This is a genomic window from Lonepinella sp. BR2357 (assembly GCF_051851525.1).
Classification (GTDB): domain Bacteria; phylum Pseudomonadota; class Gammaproteobacteria; order Enterobacterales; family Pasteurellaceae; genus Lonepinella.
Genome location: NZ_JBPDVG010000005.1, coordinates 1 through 26,676, shown reverse-complemented (window position 1 = coordinate 26,676; position 26,676 = coordinate 1). Strand labels below are relative to the sequence as shown.

The following is a 26,676-nucleotide window of genomic DNA, read 5'->3' as shown; positions in this document are numbered from 1 at the left end:
TAGAAAATGAAAAAAGGCCTTGAAAAAGAAATGAAAAAAGGGAAATTATGCCAGCAGAAAAATTAACCAAAAAACGTCTTATTCAAATTATCATTATGTTTGTGATTCTTCTTGTGGCGTTTGGTTATAAGACCTACCAATATTATCATTAAAAATGAATAATCATAAAAAAGCTGATGAAATATTCATCAGCTTTGATCGATTTATGCGCAGATTAATTTAATGTCGCAAGATCTTTATCAATCATGAAAATAGATTTACCATCTTCCCCTAAGATATTAAATTTATCGAGGATGCTGCCGAATAATTTTTCTTCTTCGTGTTGTTCTGCCACATACCATTGTAAGAAATTGAATGCAGAATAGTCTTTAGCCTCAAAGGTCGCACCCACTAATTCATTAATTTTACTGGTAATGAATTTTTCATGGGCGAACGTTAATTCAATGACTTCGCGTAATGATTTATATTCGTGAGCCACTTCTTCAATCGCAGAAATTTGTGCGCCCGCACCGGTTTCATTTAAATAAGTGAACAATTTACGCATATGTTCCATTTCTTCAGCCGCATGTTCACGTAAGAATTTGGCCGCACCGACATAACCTTTTTGATCACACCATGCACTCATTTGTAAATAAAGATTGGAAGAATAAAATTCCAAATTCATTTGTGCATTTAATAATTCAACGATTTTTTTTGCTAACATGATGTTGTCCTCTTATTCTAGTGTAGATAATTCTTTATCGATTAAGTAAATGGCTTTGCCGTCATTGCCTAAAATATCAAATTTATCAATGACGCCACTGAATAAGGTTTCTTCTTCGTGCTGCTCTGCCACATACCATTGTAAAAAGTTGAAAGTCGAGTAGTCTTTTGTGGCAAAAGTGACTTCGACTAATTCATTAATTTTCGCTGTCACGTGTTTTTCGTGTTCAAAGGCGATTTCTAATACTTCACGTAATGACGCATATTCGGTACGTGGTGCCTCAATTTTGCCTAAAATTGGCAAGCCACCGGTTTCGCTAACATAATCGAATAATTTTTGCATATGTTCCATTTCTTCATCCGCATGACCGATAAAGAATTTGGCGGCACCTTCGTAACCATGGTTTGCACACCAAGCACTCATTTGTAAATAGGTGTTTGATGAAAAGAATTCTAAATTGATTTGTTCATTCAATTTAGTAGTAATTGCTTGGTTTAACATGTTTTGTTTCCTCGTAAAAAATAAAGTGGAATAAATCCAACTGTTGCTATTATAACCATCTAAATGAGAATTGCAATATTTATTTAAATATAAGTGATTAATTTAAAAGGAAAAATCAATAACAACTATTATCATTTAGAATAACTTAACAATTTCTTTACATAAACAAGTTTGGAAATAATTCGCATTTTTTAACCGCACTTTTATTTTGCTCGAAAAGAAAGTTGTCAGAACATTTGATTTATCTCATAAATTCACTATAATACGCTTTCTCAAAATGACTTTTGAGCAAATTATGGGAAATCGTTGGGTCGCCTGCGGTTTCTGTTTTTAAACAATCTTACAAGAGAACATGAAAATGGCATTTAAATTTAACGCTGAAGTTCGTCAAACGCAAGGTACGGGTGCGAGCCGCCGTCTGCGTCACAACGGTCAAATCCCTGCAATCGTTTATGGTGGCAGCGAAGCACCGGTTTCAATCATCTTAAACCATGATGAATTAAACAACGCACAAGCACATGAGAGTTTCTATTCTGACGTGATTACGTTGGTGATTGGTGGTAAAGAAGTGGCTGTTAAAGTACAAGCTATGCAACGTCACCCATTTAAACCAAAATTAGCGCATATCGATTTCAAACGTGTATAATTTTTAGTTTGTTTGTTGAAAAACACCAATAATCCCTGATTATTGGTGTTTTTTTTATTATAATGAAACAAAATTAAACATAAGGAACAGAATATGACATTAAAAATCGGTATTGTGGGCGCAGGTGGACGCATGGGGCGTCAATTAATTCAGGCGGTACATTCTGCCAGTGGCGTAGAATTAGGGGCGGCTTTTGAACGCTCAGGATCATCTTTAATTGGGGCAGATGCTGGCGAATTAGCGGGTATCGGTGCGTTAGGCATTAAAGTGGAAGAAAAATTGGAAAATCAAGCGGATCAATTTGACGTATTGATTGATTTCACTCGCCCTGAAGGTACATTGGAACATTTAAAATTCTGCGTAGCTCATCATAAAAATATGATTATCGGTACCACGGGTTTTGATGAGGCAGGTAAACAACAGATTCAACAGGCCGCTGAAAAAATTGGCATTGTATTTGCCTCAAATTATAGTGTTGGCGTAAATTTAGTCTTCAAACTGTTAGAAAAAGCGGCTAAAGTGATGGGGGATTATTGCGATATTGAAATTATTGAGGCCCATCACCGTCATAAAGTAGATGCTCCATCTGGTACAGCATTATCCATGGGGGAACATATTGCGAAAACCCTTGGCCGTGATTTGAAAACCCATGGGGTATTTTGCCGTGACGGTATTATTGGTGAACGTAAAGCGGATGAAATTGGTTTTTCCACCATTCGTGCCAGTGATGTCGTGGGGGAGCATACCGTGTGGTTTGCGGATATTGGTGAACGAGTGGAAATTTCTCATAAAGCCTCAAGTCGCATGACCTTTGCCAATGGGGCGGTGCGTGCGGCGAAATGGATTGAAAACCAATCTCATGGCTTATTTGATATGACGGATGTGTTGGATTTGAATAATTTGTAGTTTACCCTCACCCTAGCCCTCTCCCAAAGGGAGAGGGGATTTTTGGGGGAAGATTTTTTATTTTGCGGAATAATATCCACCCATTGCACTATAAATGGCATTTTCGTTTTGAAGTACCGCATATTTCGCATTTAAGATAGCCACTTGAGAGGCTTTCTCGGTATTCGCCGCAGTTAACCATTCTCTTAACTCTGATACCCCTGCGTTATAACGATTTTGATAGTATTTGGTAATCCGTTGATCATAATCGTATTTTTTCTTCAAATTGGTATAATTTTGTTGCGATTGGGTATAAGCAAAATAGTTAGTATCAATTTCATTCAATGCCGTGGTAATGCCCTGTTCATAGGTTACTCGAGCTGACTCATAAGCCGCCTCGGAAATTTTGACATTCCATTTTACGTGGTTCCAATCTAAGAACGGTAAGCTAATACCTAAAGCACCGGCTGCAATAGGATTGCTTAAGGCGGATCCCACTGTGGTGGCACTAGAGGACAAGGTACCACTTAAACTAAGCGTTGGGAACCAAGATTTTTGCGTCGCTTTGGCATCTTTAAATGCACTGCTTAAACGGAATAAATTGCCTTTTACATCTGGACGATTCGCAATAGTCGATACCGGTACATTTAAATTTACACCAGCGGTTTTCACATTTAAAATATGTGGAAAATTAATATTTAACGCTTGATCTGGTTTTAAATTCAATAAATTACGTAAAGTTTGCTCCGCAGTTTTACGTTGAGTTTGGTACGCAATTAAACTGTTCCGAGCTGACAAAACCGCTTGTTGTGCTTGGTCGGTACTGGCACGGTCGGCCACGCCTTGTGCTAAACGGTTTTGCATAATGTTGTTGATTTGTCCGTAGTAGCTAATCGTGTCGTTGGTGGCTGAAATCGCATCATTGAGATAAGCAAGTTGATAATAGGTCACCACAACAGAGTTAATTAACGATAAACGTGTTGCCTCTAAATCTTGTTGCGTAGCTTTGTAGGTCCATTCGCCGGCATCGGCTGCATCGGCTAAACGACGCCATAAATCTAAAGTATAACTTACGCCCAATGAGCCACCATGGCTAATGGTTGAATTGGCATGGGTGTCGGTACGACGGCTAGCAGAAGAACTGGCGGAACCATTAAAACTTGGCACTAAATCAGCCCCTAATAAATTGGCTTGGTAAAGTGCTGAGTTGACGGAAATAGCGGCTTTAGCCAAATCTTTATTATTTAATAAGGCTTGTTCAACCACATGGTTTAATTGTGCATCATTGTACAATGTCCACCAGTTTTCTTTGATGTTATATTGTTGAGTAAGCTGTTCATATTGTTGATAGTCTTGTTGGCTAGTTTGGTAACTATCTTCAATATTGCTTGCACAGCCAGCTAAGGCTGTCGATAAAATCACAGTGAAAGCGATTTTGTTTAGTTTTAACATATTTTGTCCTTTAAATTTGAAACGGAAGTGCGGTGAAAAATATTAAATTTTTTTACCGCACTTTTACTAAAAAGTAGTAAATGAACGTTCGTTCATTTTGACTTGCTTATTCTAACAGAAAAATAAAAATTTTCTACTATTCTCTCGCCAAAGCATTAATCGGATTTAACTGTGACGCATTTTTCGCTGGCATATAACCGAACACCACACCAATTAACGTGGAGCAGAGTACCGCAGAAATAATCGAGAAACTGGAAAATACCATGGTGAAATCCGTCATAAACAGATTAAAAATGGTACCAAATAACACTGATAATACAATGCCAGTTAATCCACCAATTAAACAAATTAAGATCGCCTCAATCAAAAACTGTTGCAGAATATTAGCTTGTCTGGCACCGATTGCCATACGAACCCCAATTTCTTTGGTGCGTTCTGTGACGGAAACTAACATAATATTCATCACACCAATGCCGCCGACCACTAAGGAAATCAACGCAATAGAGGAAATTAACAACGTCATGGTATTGGTGGTGGCTTCAATAGTTTGTTTAATGGTATCGGTATTCATCACGAAAAAGTCTTTTTTACCATGGCGAACTTGTAATAAATTAGTTAAGCCTTTTTCTGCCACCGTAGAATTGACATCATCACGAATTTTTACCGTAATGCTATCAATTTTTTGATTGCCTGAAATTTTATTCATGGCCGTCGTGTAGGGAAGATAAAGTTTCAAACTGCTACTACTTCCGCCCATATTATTGTTTGATTTGGCCACGCCAATCACTTTCAACGGCTTTTTATTTACCATTAAAATTTCGCCAAGTGGATCTTTATTCGGGAAAATTTGATTCACCGTATTATCATCAATCACCACCACATTTTCATTATTTTTCACCTCATCTGCGGTGAAAATTTTACCATTTTCAGTGGTTAACCCTTTCACATTAAAATATTGTTCGCCTACACCATATACTTGTGCAGTAAAACTTTGGCTACCATAAGTTAGCGTTCCGCTCACGGAGCTATTTGGGGTGGAACTTTCAATATAACTTTGTTTGGCGAGAATATCGCTGTCGTTAACGGTTAAATTCTGGTTTTTATCAGCGTGTCGATCACCAAAGCCGGTACCGTTAAAAATATCCATAGTATTGGTTCCCATGGAATTAATATTGGCCAGAATTTTTTGCTGAGAACCGTTACCTAAGGCCACCACACAAACCACCGACGTGATCCCAATAATAATCCCCAACATGGTTAATAGGGAACGCATTTTATGTGCCACAATAGCTTTGACCGACATACGGAATGATTCCATAAATTGATCTTTATAGAAACTGAAAGCGTTTTTATTAATTTTAGGCGTGGTGTCTTTGTGGGCAATTAAATCACTTTTGCGAGTATCTTCAATAATCCGACCGTCTTTAATTTCAATCACTCGATTAGCAAATTCCGCCACATTTTTATCGTGCGTTACCAAAATAATGGTATGCCCCTCACCGTGGAGTTGAGTTAAAATCTCCATCACGGTTTCACCACTTTTGCTGTCTAATGCCCCAGTGGGTTCGTCCGCCAAAATAATTTCACCCCCATTCATCAAGGCACGAGCAATACTCACACGTTGCTGTTGACCGCCTGAAAGTTGGCTCGGTTTATTTTCTAATTTATCGCCTAAGCCTAATTTATCCAGCAAACTCCCTGCACGAGCTAAACGAGTTTGTTGATCGACGCCGGCATAAATTGCCGGAAGTGCCACATTTTCCACCGCACTTAAGGTGGAAAGCAAATTATAACGTTGGAAAATAAAGCCAAATTTTTGCTGACGTAAATCAGAAAGTTGGTCACGATTTAAATGACTAACTTCTTGGTTGTCAATTTTATAAGATCCAGACGTCGCCGTATCCAAACAACCAATAATATTCATCAGGGTGGATTTACCTGAACCCGATTGTCCAATAATGGCAATAAAATCGCCTTTTTTAATGTCTAGATCAATGTCTTTTAAAATCTGCGTACGGTTTTCGCCCTCACCAAAAAATTTGGTAATGCCTTTGATTTCAATAATATTCATAAAATTATCTCTTTTTACACCGCAGTTTTAAAATATTCTTGGGCCACGATTGCTATTGCCCACAGTTTCGCCCTCAGCCACTTGTGAAGTGATGACTTTATCGCCTTCATTTAAACCCGATAAGATTTGCGTATTCACATCGTCATTTAAACCAATGGTCACGTCACGTTTTTCCACTTGTTTATTCTCGTTTAACACATTGACATACACGTTATTACCGTCTTTTTGTAAACTTGTGGTCGGCACTAATAAGGCATCTTTCACATCCGCAATGGTAATGGTATTTTGCGTGGTCATCCCAATACGTAATTTGCCCTCTGGGTTATCCACTACCACATTCGCATAGTAATACACCGCATTGGTATCCGTGACATCTTCGGTATAGCCGTTATCGGTTAAGGTCGTCATGGCTGGATCCACGGAGTTAATTTCCGCATGATATTTCGTATTCGGATCGGAGAGCGTAGTAAACTCAATGGGCATACCTTGTTTCACTTTGGTAATATCGCCCTCGGAAATTTCAGGTTTAATCAGCATTTTGCTTAAATCTGCCACTTGTACGATAGTCGGCGTAGTTTGATTGGCGTTCACGGTTTGTCCAACGGAAACCGGAATCGAAATCACCGTACCGTTTAACGGAGAAACAATTTTGGTATAACCTAAATTGGTTTGAGCCGTACTGACTTCAATTTCCGATTGTTTAATCGAGGCTTCTACGGTTTCAATATCGGCTTCTGCACTGGATAGGGCATTTTTCGCCGTATTCACATCATCTAAGGTGGCAGAATTTTGTTTGTATAACTTCGACATCCGATTATAAGCAGACAATGCCACGTCATAAGCGGTTTTCTTGGCTTTTAACTGTGCTTGATAAGAAGAAAGTTGTGCTTGAGCCGTGTTCAGGCTGTTAACTTGGGTTTTGGAATCAATTTCCGCAATTAAATCGCCCTCTTTCACCTCTTGCCCTAAGCTCACGTGAATTTTCTCAATTTTTCCTGAAACCTGTGCACCCACTTCTACACGGTTATAGCTCCGCACCGTGCCACTGGCTATCACTGATTTTTGCAAATTGCCACGGCTTACCGTTTCAGTTAAATAGGTGACTTGTGATCCTTGATCTGCTTTAAAATAAAACCAAGCTGCTGCACCCAAAGCAAGGATAATGACCGCAATTAATAATTTTTTCATCATAATATGTCCGATAATAAATAAAAGTAATAGAAGTATAAAGGATAAATCTTAATAAATCCTTAAGTATGATTGATAGATTGCATTTTTAGGAAAAAGTTGCAGGAAAAATTTCAAAGATTTTGTCCGCACTTTGTAATCTGACCGCAAACCGTGTAGAATAACCCCAATTTTTTAACCGTTTAACTTTTGATGATATGACAACAGAAAATATTGAAACAAACGAAACTCGTCCGACGAACTTTATTCGTCAAATTATTGATGAAGATTTAGCATCAGGAAAACATAGCAATGTTTACACACGTTTCCCGCCTGAACCCAATGGCTATTTACATATTGGCCACGCCAAATCTATTTGCTTGAATTTTGGTATTGCACAGGATTATCAAGGTAAATGTAACTTGCGTTTTGATGACACTAACCCAACCAAAGAAGATGTGGAATATGTGGACAGTATTAAGCAAGATGTGGAATGGCTCGGTTTCCATTGGGAGGGTGAACCGCATTATGCGTCAGATTATTTCGATCAGCTTTATGGTTATGCTATTGAATTAATTGAAAAAGGTTTAGCCTATGTAGATGAACTTTCACCGGAACAAATGCGTGAATATCGTGGTACTTTAACCGAAGCAGGCAAAAACAGCCCGTATCGTGATCGTCCGATTGAAGAAAATTTAGCCTTATTTGAAAAAATGAAAAACGGCGAAGTAGCCGAGGGCAAAATGAGCTTACGAGCCAAAATTGATATGAGTTCGCCATTTATGGTGATGCGTGACCCTGTGATTTATCGGGTAAAATTCGCTAGTCACCACCAAACAGGGGATAAATGGTGCATTTACCCAATGTACGATTTCACCCATTGTATTTCTGATGCCATTGAACGCATTACTCACTCAATTTGTACCTTGGAATTTCAAGACAACCGCCGTTTATATGATTGGGTATTGGAGCATATTTCTATTGAACGTCCATTGCCACATCAATATGAATTTTCTCGTTTAAATTTAGAGGGAACCTTAACTTCTAAACGTAAATTATTAAAATTAGTGGAAGAAAAAGCCGTAGATGGTTGGAACGATCCACGTATGCCAACGATTTCAGGCTTACGCCGTCGGGGTTATACGCCAGCTGCTTTGCGTGAATTTTGTCGCCGAATTGGGGTGACCAAACAAGATAACGTGGTGGAATTTTCTGCGTTAGAAAGCTGTATTCGTGATGATTTAAACACCAATGCACCACGAGCCATGGCCGTGATTAATCCGTTAAAAATTGTGATTGAAAACTTAAAAAATTCGGAAATTTTAACCGCACCTAATCATCCAAATCGAGACGAATTAGGCACAAGAGAATTGCCGTTTACTCAAGAGCTTTATATCGATCAAGCAGATTTCCGTGAAGAAGCCAATAAACAATATAAACGTTTGGTATTGGGCAAAGAAGTGCGTTTACGTAATGCTTATGTGATTAAAGCCGAACGGGTGGAAAAAGATGCGGACGGCAATGTGACTTGTGTATATTGTTCTTACGACCCTGAAACCCTTGGTAAAAATCCTGCGGACGGTCGCAAAGTGAAAGGCGTAATTCATTGGGTGTCAGCTACGGAAAATAATCCAGCGGAATTTCGTCAATATAGCCGTTTATTTGATATGCCAAACCCTGGGGCAGAAGAGGATATTATTGCCGCCATTAACCCAAATTCGTTGGTGGTAAAACAAGGTTTTGTAGAAAAATCTTTAGTCAATGCAAAAGCGGAACAAGCCTATCAATTTGAACGTGAAGGCTATTATTGTGCGGATAACAAAGACAGCCGTGCAGATCATTTGGTGTTTAATCTCACCGTGAGTTTAAAAGAAGGATTTTAGATGAAAAAATTAGTGTTAGTCGTGTTGACCGCCTGTGTGTTAGTCGCCTGTTCACAACCAAAAGATATTTATTTTAATGGAGCAGAGGGATCACATTCTGGCATTAAATATGATAAAAGTAGTGAATCCTTTGGGTTAAATCCTTAGTCCCTCACCCTAACCCTCTCCCAAAGGGAGAGGGGATTTTGTATTTATCATCAACCATGACAACATCTCAATCACTCCCTTTTTGGCAACAAAAATCCCTTTCTGAAATGACAGAATCGGAATGGGAATCCCTTTGTGATGGCTGTGGAAAATGTTGTTACCGCAAATTTATTGAGGGACGAGGCAAGCGTGAACGCTTATATTACACCCGAATTGCCTGTGATTTATTAAATCTCGAAACTGGGAAGTGCGGTGATTATTGCAATCGTTTTACATTAATTGACGACTGCACCAAACTGACCAAGAAAAATCTTGCTCAATTTAGTTGGTTGCCAGATACTTGTGCTTATCGTTTACTTTATGAGAACAAGCCATTATTTGACTGGCATCCGCTGATTTCCAATAATCCCAACTCCGTTAAACTCGCGGGTGTCATGATTAAAAACGGCATCCACGAAAAAGATGTGATTGATTGGTTTGAGTATGTCATAGATTAAATCCGATAAATATGGCATTTCCCTGTTGGCATATCCACCGCAAGGCTTAATCTTCCGCCTAGCGTTTCCACATAGCGTTTTAGCGTGGAGAGTTTTAACTCATTACCACGTTGCTCAATTTGTGCCACCGCAGGTTGAGAAATACCGAGAGATTTAGCTAATTCTTTTTGTGACATTTCTAGTTCTTCGCGTAAATTAGATAATCTTGTTTCAAGAATAAGTTCTTCGGCTTCTTGTTGTATTTCTTTTTGTTCCTCTGGGGTAAATGTGGCAAGTAAGTCATCTAAGGTTTTCATTATGTTACTCCAATGTTTTTAAATAAGTGGTAAATTCTTGATCAGCTAGACGGATCATATGCTTATAAAATAATTTGTCATTACTTTTATCACCAGCACATAGCACGATAGCTTGACGTAGTGGATCAAATGCAAAAAAAGCTCGTAATGGCCTACCGTTATGTTGAATGCGTAATTCTTTCATATTGGCATATTTTGACCCATTAACAGTGTCAGCATAAGGTCTCGATAAATAGGGCCCAGCCATTTTTAATATCGTTAATGCTCGAGTAATACTTCGTTGTGTTTCTCTATTTTGTTGTTGTACCCAATCCCAAAAACAATCTGTTAATACCACTGTCCATTCTTTTTTTGGCTTTTCTTCGTCAGTATTTTCTGTATAACTCATAACTTATTCTCCTTGCATTTTATAACTTACAGCTTATTTGTCAAGTTGCTCGTTTGTACGATTGAAACGAGAACATAACGCAAAATAATACTTGCAACAAACTTTGCTGTTTAAGTTTGGAATCTAGATCACAAAAATCTATTTTACAACTCGCCCCACTGTGATCCTGCGAATGATTGACAAATATGACAAAGATCACAAAATTCAACTAAATTGATTGTGTTTATTGTTGACCTTGTTAGAATATAACCAGAAACTTGAGGTACGCCTATGAATTTAACTGAACAACCACGCTTTACTGAACAGAAAGCTGAAAAATTAGGTATCTGTCCTTCGCATTATGATATTGATGGGCATTTTATTACGGCATCGCCCGAAACATTGGATTATTTCATCGCACTTTTGTCTGCGGAAAGTAGTCAGTCTGATGCTCATTTTGATGATGTCTTAGTATTAAATGCACAGCAAGTCACAGATTACGCTTTTTCTTCTTTCTTCTCATCCGTCACCACTTGTCGTTTAACCAACGAACAAAACGAATTAATCTTTGAACAACAATCCAAACAACAAATTAGTTTACCGGCACTGCCAGTAGGTTATTATCAATTAACCCTTTCAGATAAAAAACAACAACGTAAAATTCGCTTGTTGGTGCAACCTAAAACCACATTCCAATCGCCGGTGTTAGAACAGCAAAAAGCCTGGGGGATTAATGTCCAGCTTTATAGCTTGCGTTCTGAGCGTAACTGGGGAATAGGTGACTTTGCCGATTTAACGTATTTAATCCAACATGCGACGCAATTTGGAGCGGATTTTATTGGGATTAATCCATTACATAAAATGTATTCTGCAGTGCCAGATTGGGCCAGTCCTTATAGTGCGAGTTCACGTCGTTGGTTAAATCCGATTTATTTAGCGGTAGATTTGTTGCCTGAATTTAAATTGGCGAAATCGGTACAAACTTGGCTTACTCAACAACAAACTGAATTGGTGCGTTTACGTCAGCAAGAGGCGGTAGATTATCGTGCAGTTTCTGATTTAAAAATCACTGCGCTTGAACAGCTTTTTGCATTCAGTCAACGAAGTAAAACAGCCAAGATTGTGGCTCGTCGTCAAGCGTTTTTGACGTTTGTTGAACAGCAAGGTGAAAATCTGTTAAACCAAGCCTTATTTGAGGTGTTGGATAATATTGAGCACCCGACCAAACAAGCTGATGAAAAGACGATTGGTTGGTTAGGTTGGCGGAAAGAATGGCAACAATTAAGCGAAAAAAATCGTAAAGCCTTAATTAAAAAATATCAACGTCAAATTGAATTTTATATGTGGTTACAATGGTTAACCGAACAACAATTGGCCGAAGTGAAAGTTTTTGCTCAAAAAGCTAGGTTACAATTAGGAATTTATGGCGATTTAGCGGTACAAAGTTCATGCGGTAGTGTGGATGTATGGAGTGACCCTGATCTTTATTGTGCCAAAGCGACCATTGGCGCCCCGCCTGATCCTCTTGGTCCTGTTGGGCAAAATTGGGGATTGCCGCCTTATAATCCGACGGTTTTAAAAGCTCGTGGTTTCCAACCTTTTATTGATATGTTACGAGCCAATATGCAACACTTTGGCGTGTTGAGAATCGATCATGTGATGGGGTTGTTCCGGTTGTGGTTTATTCCGGAAAATAAAACCGCAGTTGATGGTGTTTATGTGCTTTATCCATTTGCTGAACTTATGGCGATTTTGGCCATTGAAAGTCAGCGTAATCAATGTGTGATTGTGGGCGAAGATTTAGGCACTGTGGCAGATGAAGTGCGGTCTAAATTAAATGAATTTTTAGTTTATTCGTATTTTGTGTTGTATTTTTCACAAGCCAATGGCGAATTTCCGCTAGCAGAAAATTTCCCACCCCAAGCCTTTGCGACTATTGGCACCCATGATGTACCGTCTTTACGTAGTTTCTGGCATTGCAAAGATTTAGAATTGTTTGAACAACTTGGTGTGTTGCAAGGCGATTTTCTACAACAGAAATACCAACAACGTGTGGAAGATAAACAGGCGTTATTGAACAGTTTACATCGAGATCAGTATTTACCCGATGATTATTACGGCGATGCATTAAGTATGGCCATGCACGATCATCTCAATTTGGTGATTCATCGTTATTTGGCTCAAAGTGAAAGCCGTTTGATTGGCGTACAGTTAGAAAATTTGATTGATCAGGAAGTGTCGTTTAACTTACCTGGTACATCTGATGAATATCCTAATTGGCAAGTGAAACTCGCATTGCCATTAGAGCAGATATTTAGTGACCAACGCATTCAAGCGTTGCTAAATGAAATTAACCATAATAGGAAGTCATTATGAAAAAATTAGTAGAACAATCCGTGATTGATGCGTTTTTTAATGGAACGCACGCTGATCCATTTTCCGTGTTAGGTATGCACGAAACAGAAAGAGGGATTGAAGTTCGCGTGTTAATGCCTGACGCAGATAGCGTAGTGGTGATTAATCGTGCCACGCAAGAGGTGGCAATCCAATTAGAAAAAATTGATGAACGTGGATTTTTCACTGGCGTGACAGCCCAAACCCATGATTTCTTTGATTATCAACTTCAAGTCACTTGGGGGCATGAAACCATTGTGGTAGAAGACCCATACCGTTTTCATCCAATGATTGAAGAATTAGATAATTGGTTATTAGCCGAGGGTTCACATTTACGTCCTTATGAAGTGTTGGGTGCGCATTTTACCGAGTGTGACAATGTCACAGGGGTGAACTTCCGTTTATGGGCACCGAATGCCAAACGAGTGTCTGTGGTAGGGGATTTCAACTATTGGGACGGTCGCCGTCATCCAATGCGTTTCCATGCGAACAGCGGCGTGTGGGAACTCTTTATTCCGAAAGTGACCTTAGGGCAATTATATAAATTTGAATTGTTAGATTGTAATAATCAACTACGTTTAAAATCTGACCCTTATGCCTTTGCCGCACAATTACGCCCAGATACCGCCTCACAAGTGAGTGCCTTACCTGAAATTGTGGAAATGACTGAAGCTCGCCGTAAAGCGAACCAATCAGACCAACCGATTTCTATTTATGAAGTACATTTAGGTTCATGGCGTCGTAATTTAGAAAATAATTTCTGGTTAGACTATGACCAATTAGGGGATGAATTAATTCCTTATGTGAAAGATATGGGCTTTACCCATATTGAATTATTACCCATTTCTGAATACCCATTTGACGGTTCTTGGGGCTATCAACCGTTAGGTTTATATGCACCGACTAGCCGTTTTGGTACGCCAGAGGGCTTTAAACGCTTTATTGCTAAAGCACACGAGGCCGGTATTAATGTGATTTTAGACTGGGTACCGGGACATTTCCCAAGCGATACTCATGGTTTAGCTGCTTTTGACGGTACGGCATTGTATGAACATGCAGATCCAAAAGAGGGTTATCACCAAGATTGGAACACCTTAATTTATAACTATGGCCGTCATGAAGTGAAAAACTTCTTGACCGGTAATGGCTTATATTGGTTGGAACGCTTTGGGTTAGACGGCTTACGTGTGGATGCCGTGGCGTCTATGATTTATCGTGATTACAGCCGTAAAGACGGAGAGTGGATTCCAAATGAATACGGTGGTCGTGAAAACTTAGAGGCCATTGATTTCTTACGTCAAACTAACCGCATTGTGGGTACCGAAGTCCCTGGGGCAACCAGTATTGCGGAAGAATCGACCTCTTTTGCTGGCGTCACCTTACCGCCTGAAAATAACGGTTTAGGGTTCCATTTCAAATGGAATATGGGTTGGATGAATGACACCCTTTCTTATATGAAACTGGATCCGATTTATCGCCAATATCACCACAATAAAATGACCTTTGGTATGGTGTATCAATACAGCGAAAACTTCTTATTGCCATTGTCCCATGATGAAGTGGTGCATGGTAAATGTTCGTTGTTAGGCAAAATGCCAGGGGACGCATGGCAAAAATTTGCTAACTTGCGTGCTTACTATGCCTATATGTGGGGCTATCCGGGCAAAAAATTACTCTTTATGGGTAACGAATTTGCTCAAGGCCGTGAGTGGAATTATCAAGAAAGTCTGGATTGGTACTTATTGGACGATTTCCACGGCGGTGGCTGGCATAAAGCCGTGTTGCAATTAGTCAAAGACTTGAATAAAACTTACAAAGAAAACGCCGCACTTTATCAATTAGATAACAAACCAGAAGGGTTTGATTGGTTAGTGGTGGACGATTATCAAAATTCTGTATTTGCCTTTGAACGTCGTGACAGCAATGGCGAACGTATTTTGGTGGTGAGTAACTTTACCCCAGTGGTGCGTGAAAATTATCGTATTGGTGTCAATGAGGCAGGGGAATATGAAGAAATTCTCAATACCGACTCGGCTTATTATAAAGGCTCCAATGTAGGTAACTCTGGTGTCGTTACTACAGAAGAAATTGAAAGTCATGGCAGAGAACAATCTATTTCAATTGTGATACCGCCATTGGCAACGGTTTATTTGCGTTGGAAAAAAGTCGCAAAAAAGGTCAGAAAAACAGCCGTTAAACGTACGAAAAGTGCTGAAACTGCGGTAGAAAAACCAGCCAAAACAGCTAAAAAAGCGACCACAACGAAAGTAAGCAAGGCGAAAGCAACGAAAGCGGAGAGTGTGAAAGCGGCGGTGGCCGAAAGCAAGGCGACTAAAGCAAAAACAACCCGAGCTAAATCAGTAAAATCGGATACGGTAAAAATGGATGTGAGTAAGATCACCATACCTATCGAGACTGAAATTGTGCCTACCACGGCAACAAAAACGACCGTGAAAAAGGCGACCAAAGTCACCACTAAAAAAGCGGCGTTAGATGCCGAACCGGCGAAAAAAACAGTGAAAGCAAAAGCGGAGACCAAAACCACCAAAGCGAAAGCGAGTACGGTGAAAAAAGTAGCCTCAGAAACTGAAACTGTTAAAAAAGCAACCAAAGCAAAAGCGAAAAAAACGGCCGAAGTATAACAGGTAGAACATTGCGTAATGGAATGGTGTGATTAACTACACCATTCCAAACGCTTTGATGTTAATGGATTATTTTTAAATTATTATTTTATGAGTACATTATTAGGGGCGAATGTTGAATTTCGCAATAATCAACAAGGGGTAAATTTTGCCCTCTATTCAAGCCAAGCCAGTCGCATTGAGTTATGTTTATTTGATGATAACGATCAGGAACAACGCATTGCCATGGCGAAAAATGAACAAGATATTTGGCATTGTTGGTTAGCCAATGTGGCAGCAGGGACAAAATACGCTTACCGTCTTTATCCTAAAGATGAAAAAAGTTTAAACAATCCCAACAAATTAATGTTAGATCCTTACGCCAAAAAAGTTGTTGGAAAACCTGATTTATCCACCGCCACCAAACGAGCGTGTTTTTTATTAAACGATCCTCGTGATAATGCGAAAGTTGCCCCGAAGGGCGTCGTGACGGCGCCCTCTGATTTTGATTGGCAAGGTGATGACCTGCTACAAATTCCGTGGGCAAACAGTATTCTTTATGAATTACATGTGAAAGGCTTTACCCAATTAAGAGGGGATTTGCCCGCACATATTCGAGGCACCTATGCGGGTTTAGCCCATCCGAAAAGTATCACCTATTTAAAACAATTAGGCATTACGGCGGTTGAATTATTGCCCGTAAATTATGCGGTAGATGAACCGCACTTACAAGAAAAACGCTTACACAATTATTGGGGTTATAACCCCTTAGCCATGTTTGCATTAGAACCTCGTTATGCGGCGACGGAGAATCCAGAAAACGAATTTAAACAAGCGGTCAAAGCCTTGCATCAAGCGGGGATTGAAGTGATTTTGGATGTGGTATTTAATCACAGTGCCGAGGGCGAAAAACATTTTCCAACCTTTAGTCAACGAGGTATTGATGATGAGGCTTATTATTATCACAACGCAGACGGATATTATGAAAACTGGACCGGCTGTGGCAATACCTTAAATTTATCGACGCCACAAGGCCGAGCTTGTGTGTTAGATTGTTTAAGATATTGGGTGGAAGAATACCATATTGATGGTTTCCGTTTTGATTTAGCCAGTAGCTTAGGGCGAGAACAACCCCATTTTAATCCGCATTCTTTATTATTTCAGGCCATTGAACAGGATCCATTATTATCCCGTTGTAAAATGATCAGCGAACCTTGGGATTTAGGCGAGGGTGGCTATCAGGTCGGCAATTTCCCACCGTATTTTGCTGAATGGAATGATCGTTATCGTGATGATATTAAACAGTTCTGGTTATGGAAAAATGGCGCATTAGGTGCGTTAGCAGAACGCTTTGCTGGCTCAAGTGATATGTACCGAAAAGAGGGACAACAACCGCATAAAACATTAAATTTTATCACCGCACATGATGGTTTTACCTTACGTGATTTAGTCAGTTACAACCATAAGCATAATCTGGCCAATGGCGAAGATAACCGTGATGGACGTAATGAAAATTATAGTTACAATCATGGCGTGGAGGGATCTGCCGAGGGTTTGCCGTTGGCCGAAAAAAGTGCGGTGGAAAAACAACGATTTTTAACCAGTGTGGCGTTATTACGTACGTTGTTATTATCCAATGGGACGCCCATGTTATTGGCAGGTGATGAATTTGGGAATACACAATATGGCAACAACAACGCCTATTGTCAGGACAGCCAAATTGCTTGGTTGAAATGGTCGGCATTTAATCATGATTTATTTACGTCCACCCAGAAAATGATTCAGTTACGTAAAAAAATAGCCTGTTTATCTCGTGATCAATGGTGGACAGACCAGAACGTGACTTGGTTAAATGAATTTAGCCACCCTATGCAAGTGGCGCATTGGAACGATAAAGCCGTAAAAGCCATGCAAATCTTATTAGATGATGAATGGCTGTTCGTGATCAACGCAAAAGATGAATTGCAGAATTTTGTATTACCGGAGGGAAATTGGGAAATTTTAGCGTCACAACAAGCCAAGCTATTAAAAGGGCAAGGTTTATTGCTTGAAACCTTAGATTTCTGTGTATTACAACGAAAATAAACGTTTTTTTTAATTAATTTTTTCAAAAGTTTGAAGTCTATCACAGAATTTTATTTTTATTTTCTGTATAGTGATAACAGATGATGAAGTTCTCACCATTTTAACTAAACGATTAACCCGAAATTTTATTTATGGAGAATAATTATGAGTAGCAAAGTAGCAGTACCCAACAGATTCGAACTTGTTAAAGAAACCTTGGTGTTAATTTTAGCGGGTGGACGTGGTTCTCGTTTACACGAATTAACCGATAAACGTGCAAAACCTGCACTGTATTTTGGTGGTAATCGTCGTATTATTGATTTCGCTTTATCAAACTGTATTAACTCGGGATTAAACCGCATTGGCGTGGTAACACAATATGCGGCACATTCTTTGTTACGTCATTTGCAAAACGGTTGGTCTTTTTTGCCACAAGAACGTGGGGAATTTGTGGATATGTTGCCAGCACGTCAACAAATTGATAATTCCACATGGTATCGTGGCACGGCGGATGCGGTATATCAAAATATGGCGATTTTGAAAAATCACTATAAACCAAAATATGTATTGATTTTAGCCGGTGACCATATTTATAAACAAGATTATAGCCAAATGTTACTCGACCACGTTTCCAGTGGGGCAAAATGTACCGTGGGTTGTATTGAAGTGCCACGTTCAGAAGCCTCTGAATTTGGTGTGATGGCCGTGGATGAACATTTAAAAGTCAAAGAATTCGTGGAAAAACCTGAAAATCCGCCAGCTATGTTTGGTAAACCAGATGTTTCATTGGCCTCCATGGGGATTTATGTGTTTGACGCCGATTATTTATATGACGTGTTAGATCGTGAAGTCAAATCACCTTACACGTCTCATGACTTTGGTAAAGATATTCTACCGAAATCCTTAGAAGAAGGTGTATTGTATGCACATCCGTTTAGTCGTTCTTGCATGGGTCGCAATACCGACGGCGAAATTTACTGGCGTGATGTGGGTACCTTAGACAGTTTCTGGCAATCAAACATTGATTTAGTGTCTGAAAAACCACAATTAGATATTTACGATCAACGTTGGCCAATTCGTGGTAATCCAGAACAAACTTATCCATCAAAATTCTTCTACAATAACCCACATGTTAAACCGGTGGATAACTCGTTGATTTCTGGTGGCTGTTTGATTACCGACGCAAGCATTAGTTATTCCGTGTTATTCAACAATGTAAAAATTAAAGCCAATTCCAGTGTCGATCACTGCGTCATTTTACCACAAGTGACCATTGGTAAAGATTGTGTGTTGAAAAACTGTATTATCGACCGCCACGTGGTGATTCCTGATGGCACTCACATTGGAGTAAACATTGAAGAAGATCGTCAACGTTTCCGTGTCAGCAGTACAGGTAAAGTGGTGTTAGTGACAGAATCCATGGTTAAAAAATTAACCGGTGAACACATTGGTGACGAAACCCATTTAGATTAATTTTATTCACCCTCATTACCCTCACCCTAGCCCTCTCCCAAAGGGAGAGGAGATCTGGATTTTCGGGTGGTGAGGGTTTTATTTATTCAAGGAAAACAAAATTAAATGAGAGTATTACACGTTTGTTCTGAACTCTATCCATTACTCAAAACCGGCGGATTAGCCGATGTGATGGGGGCATTGCCTTTTGCACAAAAGCAAGAGGGGATTGATGCACGCGTTTTATTACCAGGTTATCCTGCGATTTTTGCTGGGATTCCAGAAACCTATGTGGTGGCTGAATTTTACAATTTTGCTGGCCGTATTTTATTACGTTATGGTGAATACAATGGGGTAGGCGTGTATATTATTGACGCACCCCATCTCTATGATCGCCAAGGCAATCCGTATCATGATCAATGGTATCAAGACTACACCGACAACTATAAACGTTTCGCCTTACTCGGTTGGGTCGGGGCAGAGTTGGCTACCGGTTTAGACAGTTGGTGGCATGCCGAAGTGGTGCATTCTCACGACTGGCACGCTGGCTTAACCAGTGCGTATTTATATAACAAAGGTAAACCAGCTAAATCCGTATTCACGATTCATAATCTCGCTTACCAAGGCCGATTTGAATATCATCATTTATACGAAATTGGTTTACCTGCGGGCATGTTCCATGTAGATGGCTTAGAATTATACGGTGAAATGTCTTATTTGAAAGCCGGCTTATATTATTCTGATGCCGTCACCGCCGTGAGTCCAACTTACGCCCAAGAAATCACTCGACCAGAATTTGCTTATGGTTTACAAGGCCTATTAGGCACCTTAGCTTATCAAGGACGTTTACACGGCATTTTAAATGGGGTAGATGACAATATTTGGCATCCAAATAACGATCCTTATATTACGGACCACTATAAATTAAAATTTATGGCCGGTAAGAAAAAGAATAAGGAACAGTTACAAGCCTATTTCAATTTACCACAAAATCCAGATGTGCCTGTATTCGTCATGATTACCCGTTTAACTGAACAAAAAGGCGTCGATTTATTATTGGAAACCACCGACGAAATCGTTAGCCAAGGCGGACAGTTAATTGTGTTAGGGTCTGGTGCTCAACATTTTGAACAAGGATTATGGGGCTTAACCCAATATTATCCAAACAATGTGGCGGTGAAAATCGGTTATGATGAAGCCTTATCTCACCTTATGGTCGCAGGCGGTGACGTCATTTTAGTGCCAAGTCGTTTTGAACCTTGTGGATTAACCCAATTATATGGTTTAAAATATGGCACATTGCCTTTAGTTCGCAAAACAGGTGGCCTTGCGGATACCGTGGTTGATAGTACCAGTGAGAACATTAAAGCCGGTACTGCGACGGGTTTTGTCTTTGAACATGCTGACCCACAAGGCTTGCGTTATGCCATTAACAATGCCTTTGCGTTATGGAAAAAACAACGTTTATGGGTGAATGTCAGAGCGAATGCCATGGCTCAAGATTTCAGCTGGGCATTAGCCGCAAGACATTATCTGGCACTTTATAACAGAATTTAGTTGTAAAAGTCGTCAAAGTGCGGTTAAAATACCGCACTTTTTATTTTTATTGATTATTTAGGATTATTTCTATGCACGAAATTCAAAATTATGCACGTCCATCTAATGACGTAGAGTCGCTGAAAAAAGCCATTGTTTATAAATTAGTTTACCTTATCGGACGTTCGCCAGAAGAAGCCAGCCAACGTGACTGGTTAAATGCCACGTTATATGCCGTACGTGATTTAGTCACCGAGGGATGGATTTCTACCGCCAAACAATCTAGAGCGGAAGAAACTCGCCGAGTTTATTATCTTTCAATGGAATTTTTAATCGGACGCACGTTATCTAACGCTATGTTAGCGGAAGGCGTTTATACCACGGTAAGTAAAGCACTTGCCGAATTAGATGTCGATTTAGAAGATGTGTTAGAAAAAGAAGTTGACCCAGGTTTAGGAAACGGGGGCTTAGGTCGTTTAGCCGCTTGCTTTATGGATTCCTTAGCCACATTGGCGATTCCAAGTATGGGCTACGGTATTCGTTATGAATATGGGATGTTCCAACAACATATTGAGGACGGACATCAAGTTGAAAAACCGGATGCGTGGTTAGAAAAAGGTTCATCTTGGGAATTTATTCGCCCCTCTAAACGTTTTGACATTCGCTTTGGCGGTCATATTTATTTTGAAGGTAAAAAATGTGTATGGAATCCTTCCGAAGAAATCACCGCACTTGCTTATGACCAAATGATCCCTGGCTATGACAATGACAGTGCCACCACATTGCGTTTGTGGTCTGCCAATGCCAGTGATACTTTTAATTTGGCAGAATTTAACAAAGGGGATTATTTTGGTGCGATTGAAGAACGTTCATCTATTGAAAACGTGTCTCGTGTACTTTATCCAGATGATTCTACCACCGCAGGGAAAGAATTGCGTTTACGCCAAGAATATTTCCTAGTGTCTGCCTCATTGCAAGATATTATCCGCCGTCATGTGCGTATTCACGGTACCATTGAAAATCTCGCTGATCATGTGGCTATTCACTTAAATGACACCCATCCAGCCTTAGCCATTCCTGAATTAATGCGTATTTTAGTGGATGAAAATGGCTATATTTGGGGCAAAGCATGGGATATGTGTTGCCGCATTTTCTCTTATACTTGCCATACCTTAATGTCAGAGGCCTTAGAAACATGGCCAGTGGAAATGATGGCGAAAATTTTACCACGTCATTTACAAATGATTTTGGAAATCAACGATTATTTCTTAGAACATGTGAGAAATCATGTAACAACCGATAATGACTTTATTCGCCGTGTTTCTTTGGTAGAAGAAGGTGATGTCCGTAAAGTGCGTATGGGGTGGTTATCTGTGGTTGGTTCACACAAAGTCAATGGGGTAGCGGCCATCCATTCTGATTTAATGGTGACATCAACCTTTGCCGATTTTGCTCGCATTTATCCAGAACGTTTCACCAATGTCACCAACGGGATTACACCACGTCGTTGGATTGCGTTAGCCAACCCTGATTTATCTGCGTTGTTTGATAAATACATTGGCACTGAATGGCGTCGTGATTTAACTCAGCTTGAACAGTTCAAAAAACACATTCAAGATCCAGATGTGAAAAAAGCCATTCCAGCGATTAAACGTGCTAACAAAGTGCGTTTAGCGGATTACGTGAAAAAAGAATTGGGCGTGGAATTAAATCCAGATGCGTTATTTGACGTTCAAGTGAAACGTATCCACGAATACAAACGTCAAAGTTTGAATGTATTGCACATTATTGCTCGTTACAACGAAATGTTGGCTCACCCAGAAAAAGACTGGACACCACGTGTTTTCATTCTTGCGGGTAAAGCAGCGTCTGCTTATTATGCGGCGAAACAAACCATTAATTTAATTAATGATATTGCGAACGTCATCAACAATGATGAACGCTTACAAGGTCGCTTAAAAGTCTTATTTATTCCAAATTACAGCGTGAGCCTTGCACAAATCATTATTCCAGCAGCAGATATCTCTGAACAAATTTCTTTGGCTGGTACTGAAGCTTCTGGTACAAGTAATATGAAATTTGCTTTAAACGGTGCATTAACCTTAGGTACGCTAGATGGTGCCAACGTTGAAATTCTCCAAAATGTCGGCGAAGACAATATCTTTATCTTTGGTAATACCGTTGAGCAAGTAGAAACGTTACGCCGTCAAGGTTACCGTCCATTTGATATTTATCAATCCGACGAGCAATTACGTGAAGTGGTTGACCAAATCAGCTCAGGTCGTTTCTCACCAAATGATCCAAATCGTTATCAAGATTTATTGAATGGATTAAGATACCACGATTTCTATCAAGCCTTTGCGGATTTCCGTAGCTATGTGGAAACGCAGAAAGACGTAGATGAGAAATATAAAGATCAAGCCGCTTGGGTTGACAGTGCATTACAAAACATTGTCAACATGAGTTTCTTCTCATCAGACCGTACCATTGCGGAATATGCGGAAAAAATCTGGCATATTGAGCCGTTGAAATTAGCTTAATAAAGCAGGGTCGTTATATAAAATGCGGTGAAAATTCACCGCATTTTCGTTAACAATATAAGGATTATTAAATGAATTTTTCAGATATTACACTGGTGAGTATTACAGGTAGTGAAGATTATACCCTAGGCTCAATGTACGCACTCCAACGCAGTTATATGGAACTCGGCGAACAGCCGCAAGCTATTCTCGTCAGTCCCAATAGACCCGATAATTTACCTGATTATATCCAGCACATTTATTGTAAGCCATTTAGCTATTTGGAATATAACCTTTATATTTTGTATGCTTTAAAGGATATTATCAAAACGGAATTCTGTATTTCCGTACAAGATGATGGTTGGATAATAAACGGTAAAAACTGGCAAGATAAATTTTTTCAATATGACTTTATTGGTGCCGTTGTACCAGCCTTAGTGAATTATGAGCCCCATCAAATTACCACAGGACATTGGGAATATTGGTGTGATAATCATAAAAATCCACCAGCTGGATTTCAGCAATTATTAAATGGAGGATTCTCATTAAGAAGTAAACGTTTATTAGAATTACCCAGTCAACTTAATATCCCTTTAACCATACATTCCCCATTAACTGCGATAGAAAACAATACGTTATCCATTCATTGGGATTTAAATATACATAATGAAGATGTCTTTTTGACTGGGGTAAATCGAGTGAGACTAGAACAAGCGGGGATTAAATTTGCGGATATTTATACGGCAACGGCATTCTCGATAGAATCTATTTTATTGTCTTCCATACTTAATGTACCACTGGAACGCATTTTTGGTGTCCATTTATTCGGATTGTTCAAATTAACGGGATTAAATGAAGTGACAATTACCTCCAAATTAAAGAGTAGGAGTACAGACTACCTCCAATCACCTACTATTGAAATGATTATTCAGCTATTTAAGCAATATGGCTATTTGGTTAGAGATGAAAATCAAGGAAATATATTTATCTAATTGATTTAATTAATCAAAAAATGGGGCAAAGCCCCATTTTTGAATTAAACAAAGGTTATTTTAACCATTTATTGGTCAAGGTTCCTACTACCATCGCCCCATTCACATTTAATGCAGTGCGTCCCATATCAATTAATGGCTCAATCGAAATCAGTAATCCAACTAATGCTAGTGGTAAATTCAAGCTCGATAACACCACAATCGCCGCAAAAGTCGCACCGCCACCGACACCAGCAATACCAAAAGAAGAAATAGCCACCACTAGAATAAGGCTTAAAATATATTGCACCGTGAAGGGGTCAACACCCACGGTTGGGGCGACCATGACGGCTAACATGGCTGGATAAATCCCCGCACAACCATTTTGTCCAATGGTTGCCCCAAAGGTTGCAGAGAAATTCGCAATCACGCCTTTATTGCCTAATTTATCGGTTTGCGTTTCAATATTCAGCGGAATAGAAGCGGCACTTGAACGAGAAGTAAAGGCAAAACTTAGAACCGGCAACACATTCTTGAAGTAATTTAATGGGTTAATACCGGACAATGCAAGAATAAGACCATGTACGATAAACATCAATAAAATGGCTAAATAAGAGGCCACAATAAAGCTCCCCAAATTCACAATATCTGCCCATTTTGCGGTAGAGGCCATTTTTATCATTAATGCAAACACACCATAAGGCGTTAAACGAATAACGAAACGAACTAAGCGCATGACTAATTGATTTAAGGTATCCACACCTTGTGCAATGCGGTTGCCTAATTCTTCATTTTCTTTACGTAAACTCAATGTGGCAATGCCGAGTAAAGCAGAGAAAATTACAACACTAATAATTGAAGTTGGATTGGCTCCCGTGAGTTCGGCAAAAGGATTTTTCGGAATAAAAGAGAGGAGCATGGCCGGAATGCTTAAATGGCTTACTTGATCTACACGTCCATCTACTTTTGCTTGTGCCGCTAATTCACGTTCACCGGCAATTAATCCATCTGCCGATAAATCAAAAGCATAGGCCATGGCAATCCCAATCGCAGCGGCAATGGCCGTGGTGATTAATAATACGCCCAATACACTAAAGCTGATTTTACCCAATGAACTGGCCTGATTTAATTTGGTAATGGCAGACAGGATAGAAACAAAAACCAACGGCATTACAATCATTTGCAATAGTCTGACATAACCATTACCGACCAGATTAATCCAGTCAAGTGCGGTGTCAATTAATGATTTTTCGGCGAAAGTTTGCAGGGTAGCCCCGAATAATAAACCTAGCATTAAAGCGACAAATACGGTTGAGCCTAATTTTTGATTTTTACGATACAGCACATTTAAGCCGTAAAGAATGGCTAAAAATGCAATAAAAGTGACAATAAGCATGAATTTAATTCCTTATAAATAAAAAAGAGAAAATAGGCGAGTATGATACCAAAATACTCAAAATGAGGTTATGACAATTCAGAATAAGTTATAACGAGAAAAAATGACAAATACACGTGACAATGTCACATATAGTAAAAATATTATTGTCAAAATCTAGCGAGAATTTATGCCTTATCTTTTCTAGATTTTACGTAGCGTTATCAACGAAAACAAACTCAAGAAATAAACCATTCAATAAAAAACAACATCACCACAATTTTTATGGAAAAACATAAAATCTAATACTTAGTTCTCATCATGGCATGGAAACCATAAATTTCATTTTTTACCTAAACTAAATCCATATTATAGAGTAGCTGTAAATAGCCGCTTTAAATGTGACATTTTCACCTCTTAATTTAACATAATATACATTATGCGAAATTAGTTATCAGGTTAGCAGATACTACGAATTAAATAAATCACAGAGTTATCAACAGTCACGTTGCAACAGTTAAACAAGACAAATAAATGTATAAACGAGATCTGTCACGGTTATTTTTAGAGGTTGTTCACATAAAGTCAGTATTTGTACTAGTGAAAAAAGAAGATTTAGACAGGTATTTCTAACGGCTATTTTTGACAACGCTACGTAAAATCTGGGTAATTATTGTTGATAGTTATCTAGATGAGATAATCAGATTTAAGATGATTCACAATAGGACTTGAAAATTACGTTGGAAACCTTATAATAGAAAGACAGCAAGGGTTTCCCCTTACTGTCTTGACTGGTTATTCGTGTTACCAAGCTAACGGGCTATAAAGCAACACAAATAACACGATTAAAATTATAAGCATAATTCTCATCGGTCTTTCTCCTATTTGGTTAAGTTAAAACAAACTGGAGATGTGTCACTACCTGACCCGCCAGTCAAGTAATGACAACACCTGACCAGCCGAGATGAATTATAACAAGAAAACCGCCTCATGTATATATGTACATTATGGCGGTTTTGTTTTTTATGAATTATTACAAATAAGGGCATAGTAGACAAAATAGTTGGCACTTTTTTATACACTATGCTCTAGTAGACAAAATAGTTGGTTTTGGTTATTTTTAATAATT

At 39.2% G+C, this 26,676-nt stretch carries 19 protein-coding genes and 1 pseudogene; 12 read left to right on the top strand and 8 right to left on the bottom strand.

The window, feature by feature from the left end:
* Window positions 1–214 precede the first annotated feature (214 nt).
* Together ftnA (ACTG7L_RS04115) and ftnA (ACTG7L_RS04110) are read right to left on the bottom strand one after the other, a co-directional pair.
* On the bottom strand, window positions 215–703 hold the full coding sequence (gene ftnA / locus ACTG7L_RS04115) for a non-heme ferritin (protein ID WP_439327526.1): 489 nt from the start codon (window positions 701–703) through the stop codon (window positions 215–217).
* A 12-nt stretch (window positions 704–715) separates the two neighbouring features.
* Window positions 716–1,204: a non-heme ferritin gene (ftnA, locus tag ACTG7L_RS04110; protein WP_439241561.1), complete on the bottom strand. Its 489-nt coding sequence runs from the start codon at window positions 1,202–1,204 to the stop codon at window positions 716–718.
* 358 nt (window positions 1,205–1,562) lie between these two features.
* Here ftnA (ACTG7L_RS04110) and rplY point away from each other — a divergent pair, with 358 nt between their 5' ends.
* Together rplY and dapB are read left to right on the top strand one after the other, a co-directional pair.
* Window positions 1,563–1,850 carry a 50S ribosomal protein L25 gene (gene rplY / locus ACTG7L_RS04105; protein WP_439241563.1) on the top strand — a complete coding sequence of 96 codons (288 nt, stop codon included), beginning with the start codon at window positions 1,563–1,565 and terminating at the stop codon, window positions 1,848–1,850.
* A gap of 93 nt (window positions 1,851–1,943) precedes the next feature.
* Window positions 1,944–2,756, top strand: a complete 813-nt coding sequence (gene dapB, locus ACTG7L_RS04100; RefSeq protein WP_439327525.1) for a 4-hydroxy-tetrahydrodipicolinate reductase — start codon at window positions 1,944–1,946, stop codon at window positions 2,754–2,756.
* Window positions 2,757–2,813: 57 nt separating this feature from the next.
* Here the strand turns inward: dapB and tdeA are convergent, their stop codons facing one another.
* The 3 genes from tdeA to ACTG7L_RS04085 form a co-directional block, all read right to left on the bottom strand.
* On the bottom strand, window positions 2,814–4,187 hold the full coding sequence (tdeA, locus tag ACTG7L_RS04095; protein ID WP_439327524.1) for a toxin/drug exporter TdeA: 1,374 nt from the start codon (window positions 4,185–4,187) through the stop codon (window positions 2,814–2,816).
* A 136-nt stretch (window positions 4,188–4,323) separates the two neighbouring features.
* Window positions 4,324–6,258, bottom strand: coding sequence for a MacB family efflux pump subunit (locus ACTG7L_RS04090; RefSeq protein ID WP_439241571.1), 1,935 nt, complete (start codon window positions 6,256–6,258; stop codon window positions 4,324–4,326).
* A gap of 27 nt (window positions 6,259–6,285) precedes the next feature.
* Window positions 6,286–7,449 (bottom strand): efflux RND transporter periplasmic adaptor subunit, encoded by a 1,164-nt coding sequence (locus tag ACTG7L_RS04085; protein WP_439327523.1) that lies wholly within the window; start codon window positions 7,447–7,449, stop codon window positions 6,286–6,288.
* A gap of 194 nt (window positions 7,450–7,643) precedes the next feature.
* Here ACTG7L_RS04085 and glnS point away from each other — a divergent pair, with 194 nt between their 5' ends.
* From glnS to ACTG7L_RS04070, 3 genes are read left to right on the top strand one after another with little or no spacing between them, the layout of a single operon-like run.
* Window positions 7,644–9,308, top strand: coding sequence for a glutamine--tRNA ligase (gene glnS, locus ACTG7L_RS04080; RefSeq protein WP_439327522.1), 1,665 nt, complete (start codon window positions 7,644–7,646; stop codon window positions 9,306–9,308).
* Window positions 9,309–9,455 (top strand): hypothetical protein, encoded by a 147-nt coding sequence (locus tag ACTG7L_RS04075; RefSeq protein ID WP_439241577.1) that lies wholly within the window; start codon window positions 9,309–9,311, stop codon window positions 9,453–9,455. It abuts the gene before it with no gap.
* A gap of 56 nt (window positions 9,456–9,511) precedes the next feature.
* Window positions 9,512–9,952 (top strand): YcgN family cysteine cluster protein, encoded by a 441-nt coding sequence (locus ACTG7L_RS04070; RefSeq protein ID WP_439241579.1) that lies wholly within the window; start codon window positions 9,512–9,514, stop codon window positions 9,950–9,952.
* Here ACTG7L_RS04070 and ACTG7L_RS04065 read toward each other — a convergent pair.
* Complete coding sequence (locus tag ACTG7L_RS04065; RefSeq protein ID WP_439327521.1) at window positions 9,949–10,248, bottom strand: helix-turn-helix domain-containing protein; 300 nt, start codon at window positions 10,246–10,248, stop codon at window positions 9,949–9,951. The two genes, ACTG7L_RS04070 and ACTG7L_RS04065, sit on opposite strands and share 4 nt — an antisense overlap.
* Window positions 10,249–10,252: 4 nt before the next feature.
* Complete coding sequence (locus ACTG7L_RS04060) at window positions 10,253–10,636, bottom strand: type II toxin-antitoxin system RelE/ParE family toxin (RefSeq protein ID WP_439327520.1); 384 nt, start codon at window positions 10,634–10,636, stop codon at window positions 10,253–10,255.
* Window positions 10,637–10,906: 270 nt separating this feature from the next.
* On the opposite strand from ACTG7L_RS04060, the gene malQ reads away from it, so the two are divergent.
* The 7 genes and pseudogenes from malQ to ACTG7L_RS04025 all read left to right on the top strand — a co-directional run bounded on the left by malQ (window position 10,907) and on the right by ACTG7L_RS04025 (window position 24,193).
* Window positions 10,907–12,991 carry a 4-alpha-glucanotransferase gene (gene malQ, locus ACTG7L_RS04055; RefSeq protein WP_439327519.1) on the top strand — a complete coding sequence of 695 codons (2,085 nt, stop codon included), beginning with the start codon at window positions 10,907–10,909 and terminating at the stop codon, window positions 12,989–12,991.
* A pseudogene (gene glgB, locus ACTG7L_RS04050) lies at window positions 12,988–15,291 on the top strand (1,4-alpha-glucan branching protein GlgB); the annotation flags it as partial. The gene malQ and the pseudogene glgB, both read left to right, overlap by 4 nt.
* A gap of 450 nt (window positions 15,292–15,741) precedes the next feature.
* A complete protein-coding gene (glgX, locus tag ACTG7L_RS04045) occupies window positions 15,742–17,715 on the top strand; it encodes a glycogen debranching protein GlgX (protein WP_439327518.1) in 1,974 nt (657 codons plus the stop codon).
* 144 nt (window positions 17,716–17,859) lie between these two features.
* A complete protein-coding gene (gene glgC / locus ACTG7L_RS04040; RefSeq protein ID WP_439258250.1) occupies window positions 17,860–19,167 on the top strand; it encodes a glucose-1-phosphate adenylyltransferase in 1,308 nt (435 codons plus the stop codon).
* Between the two features lie 105 nt (window positions 19,168–19,272).
* On the top strand, window positions 19,273–20,703 hold the full coding sequence (gene glgA, locus ACTG7L_RS04035; RefSeq protein ID WP_439327517.1) for a glycogen synthase GlgA: 1,431 nt from the start codon (window positions 19,273–19,275) through the stop codon (window positions 20,701–20,703).
* 71 nt (window positions 20,704–20,774) lie between these two features.
* Window positions 20,775–23,222, top strand: a complete 2,448-nt coding sequence (locus tag ACTG7L_RS04030) for a glycogen/starch/alpha-glucan phosphorylase (RefSeq protein WP_439327516.1) — start codon at window positions 20,775–20,777, stop codon at window positions 23,220–23,222.
* A 71-nt stretch (window positions 23,223–23,293) separates the two neighbouring features.
* A complete protein-coding gene (locus tag ACTG7L_RS04025; RefSeq protein ID WP_439327515.1) occupies window positions 23,294–24,193 on the top strand; it encodes a DUF5672 family protein in 900 nt (299 codons plus the stop codon).
* Window positions 24,194–24,248: 55 nt separating this feature from the next.
* Here the strand turns inward: ACTG7L_RS04025 and ACTG7L_RS04020 are convergent, their stop codons facing one another.
* The gene (locus ACTG7L_RS04020; RefSeq protein ID WP_439327514.1) at window positions 24,249–25,568 is read right to left on the bottom strand and encodes an L-cystine transporter; all 1,320 of its coding nucleotides are present in this window, start codon (window positions 25,566–25,568) and stop codon (window positions 24,249–24,251) included.
* Window positions 25,569–26,676 lie beyond the last annotated feature (1,108 nt).

Bases quoted from the DNA above. Each gene is read 5' to 3' on its own strand.
- ftnA (WP_439327526.1), bottom strand. From the start codon at position 703: ATGTTAGCAAAAAAAATCGTTGAATTATTAAATGCACAAATGAATTTG.
- ftnA (WP_439241561.1), bottom strand. From the start codon at position 1,204: ATGTTAAACCAAGCAATTACTACTAAATTGAATGAACAAATCAATTTA.
- rplY (WP_439241563.1), top strand. From the start codon at position 1,563: ATGGCATTTAAATTTAACGCTGAAGTTCGTCAAACGCAAGGTACGGGT.
- dapB (WP_439327525.1), top strand. From the start codon at position 1,944: ATGACATTAAAAATCGGTATTGTGGGCGCAGGTGGACGCATGGGGCGT.
- tdeA (WP_439327524.1), bottom strand. From the start codon at position 4,187: ATGTTAAAACTAAACAAAATCGCTTTCACTGTGATTTTATCGACAGCC.
- ACTG7L_RS04090 (WP_439241571.1), bottom strand. From the start codon at position 6,258: ATGAATATTATTGAAATCAAAGGCATTACCAAATTTTTTGGTGAGGGC.
- ACTG7L_RS04085 (WP_439327523.1), bottom strand. From the start codon at position 7,449: ATGATGAAAAAATTATTAATTGCGGTCATTATCCTTGCTTTGGGTGCA.
- glnS (WP_439327522.1), top strand. From the start codon at position 7,644: ATGACAACAGAAAATATTGAAACAAACGAAACTCGTCCGACGAACTTT.
- ACTG7L_RS04075 (WP_439241577.1), top strand. From the start codon at position 9,309: ATGAAAAAATTAGTGTTAGTCGTGTTGACCGCCTGTGTGTTAGTCGCC.
- ACTG7L_RS04070 (WP_439241579.1), top strand. From the start codon at position 9,512: ATGACAACATCTCAATCACTCCCTTTTTGGCAACAAAAATCCCTTTCT.
- ACTG7L_RS04065 (WP_439327521.1), bottom strand. From the start codon at position 10,248: ATGAAAACCTTAGATGACTTACTTGCCACATTTACCCCAGAGGAACAA.
- ACTG7L_RS04060 (WP_439327520.1), bottom strand. From the start codon at position 10,636: ATGAGTTATACAGAAAATACTGACGAAGAAAAGCCAAAAAAAGAATGG.
- malQ (WP_439327519.1), top strand. From the start codon at position 10,907: ATGAATTTAACTGAACAACCACGCTTTACTGAACAGAAAGCTGAAAAA.
- glgX (WP_439327518.1), top strand. From the start codon at position 15,742: ATGAGTACATTATTAGGGGCGAATGTTGAATTTCGCAATAATCAACAA.
- glgC (WP_439258250.1), top strand. From the start codon at position 17,860: ATGAGTAGCAAAGTAGCAGTACCCAACAGATTCGAACTTGTTAAAGAA.
- glgA (WP_439327517.1), top strand. From the start codon at position 19,273: ATGAGAGTATTACACGTTTGTTCTGAACTCTATCCATTACTCAAAACC.
- ACTG7L_RS04030 (WP_439327516.1), top strand. From the start codon at position 20,775: ATGCACGAAATTCAAAATTATGCACGTCCATCTAATGACGTAGAGTCG.
- ACTG7L_RS04025 (WP_439327515.1), top strand. From the start codon at position 23,294: ATGAATTTTTCAGATATTACACTGGTGAGTATTACAGGTAGTGAAGAT.
- ACTG7L_RS04020 (WP_439327514.1), bottom strand. From the start codon at position 25,568: ATGCTTATTGTCACTTTTATTGCATTTTTAGCCATTCTTTACGGCTTA.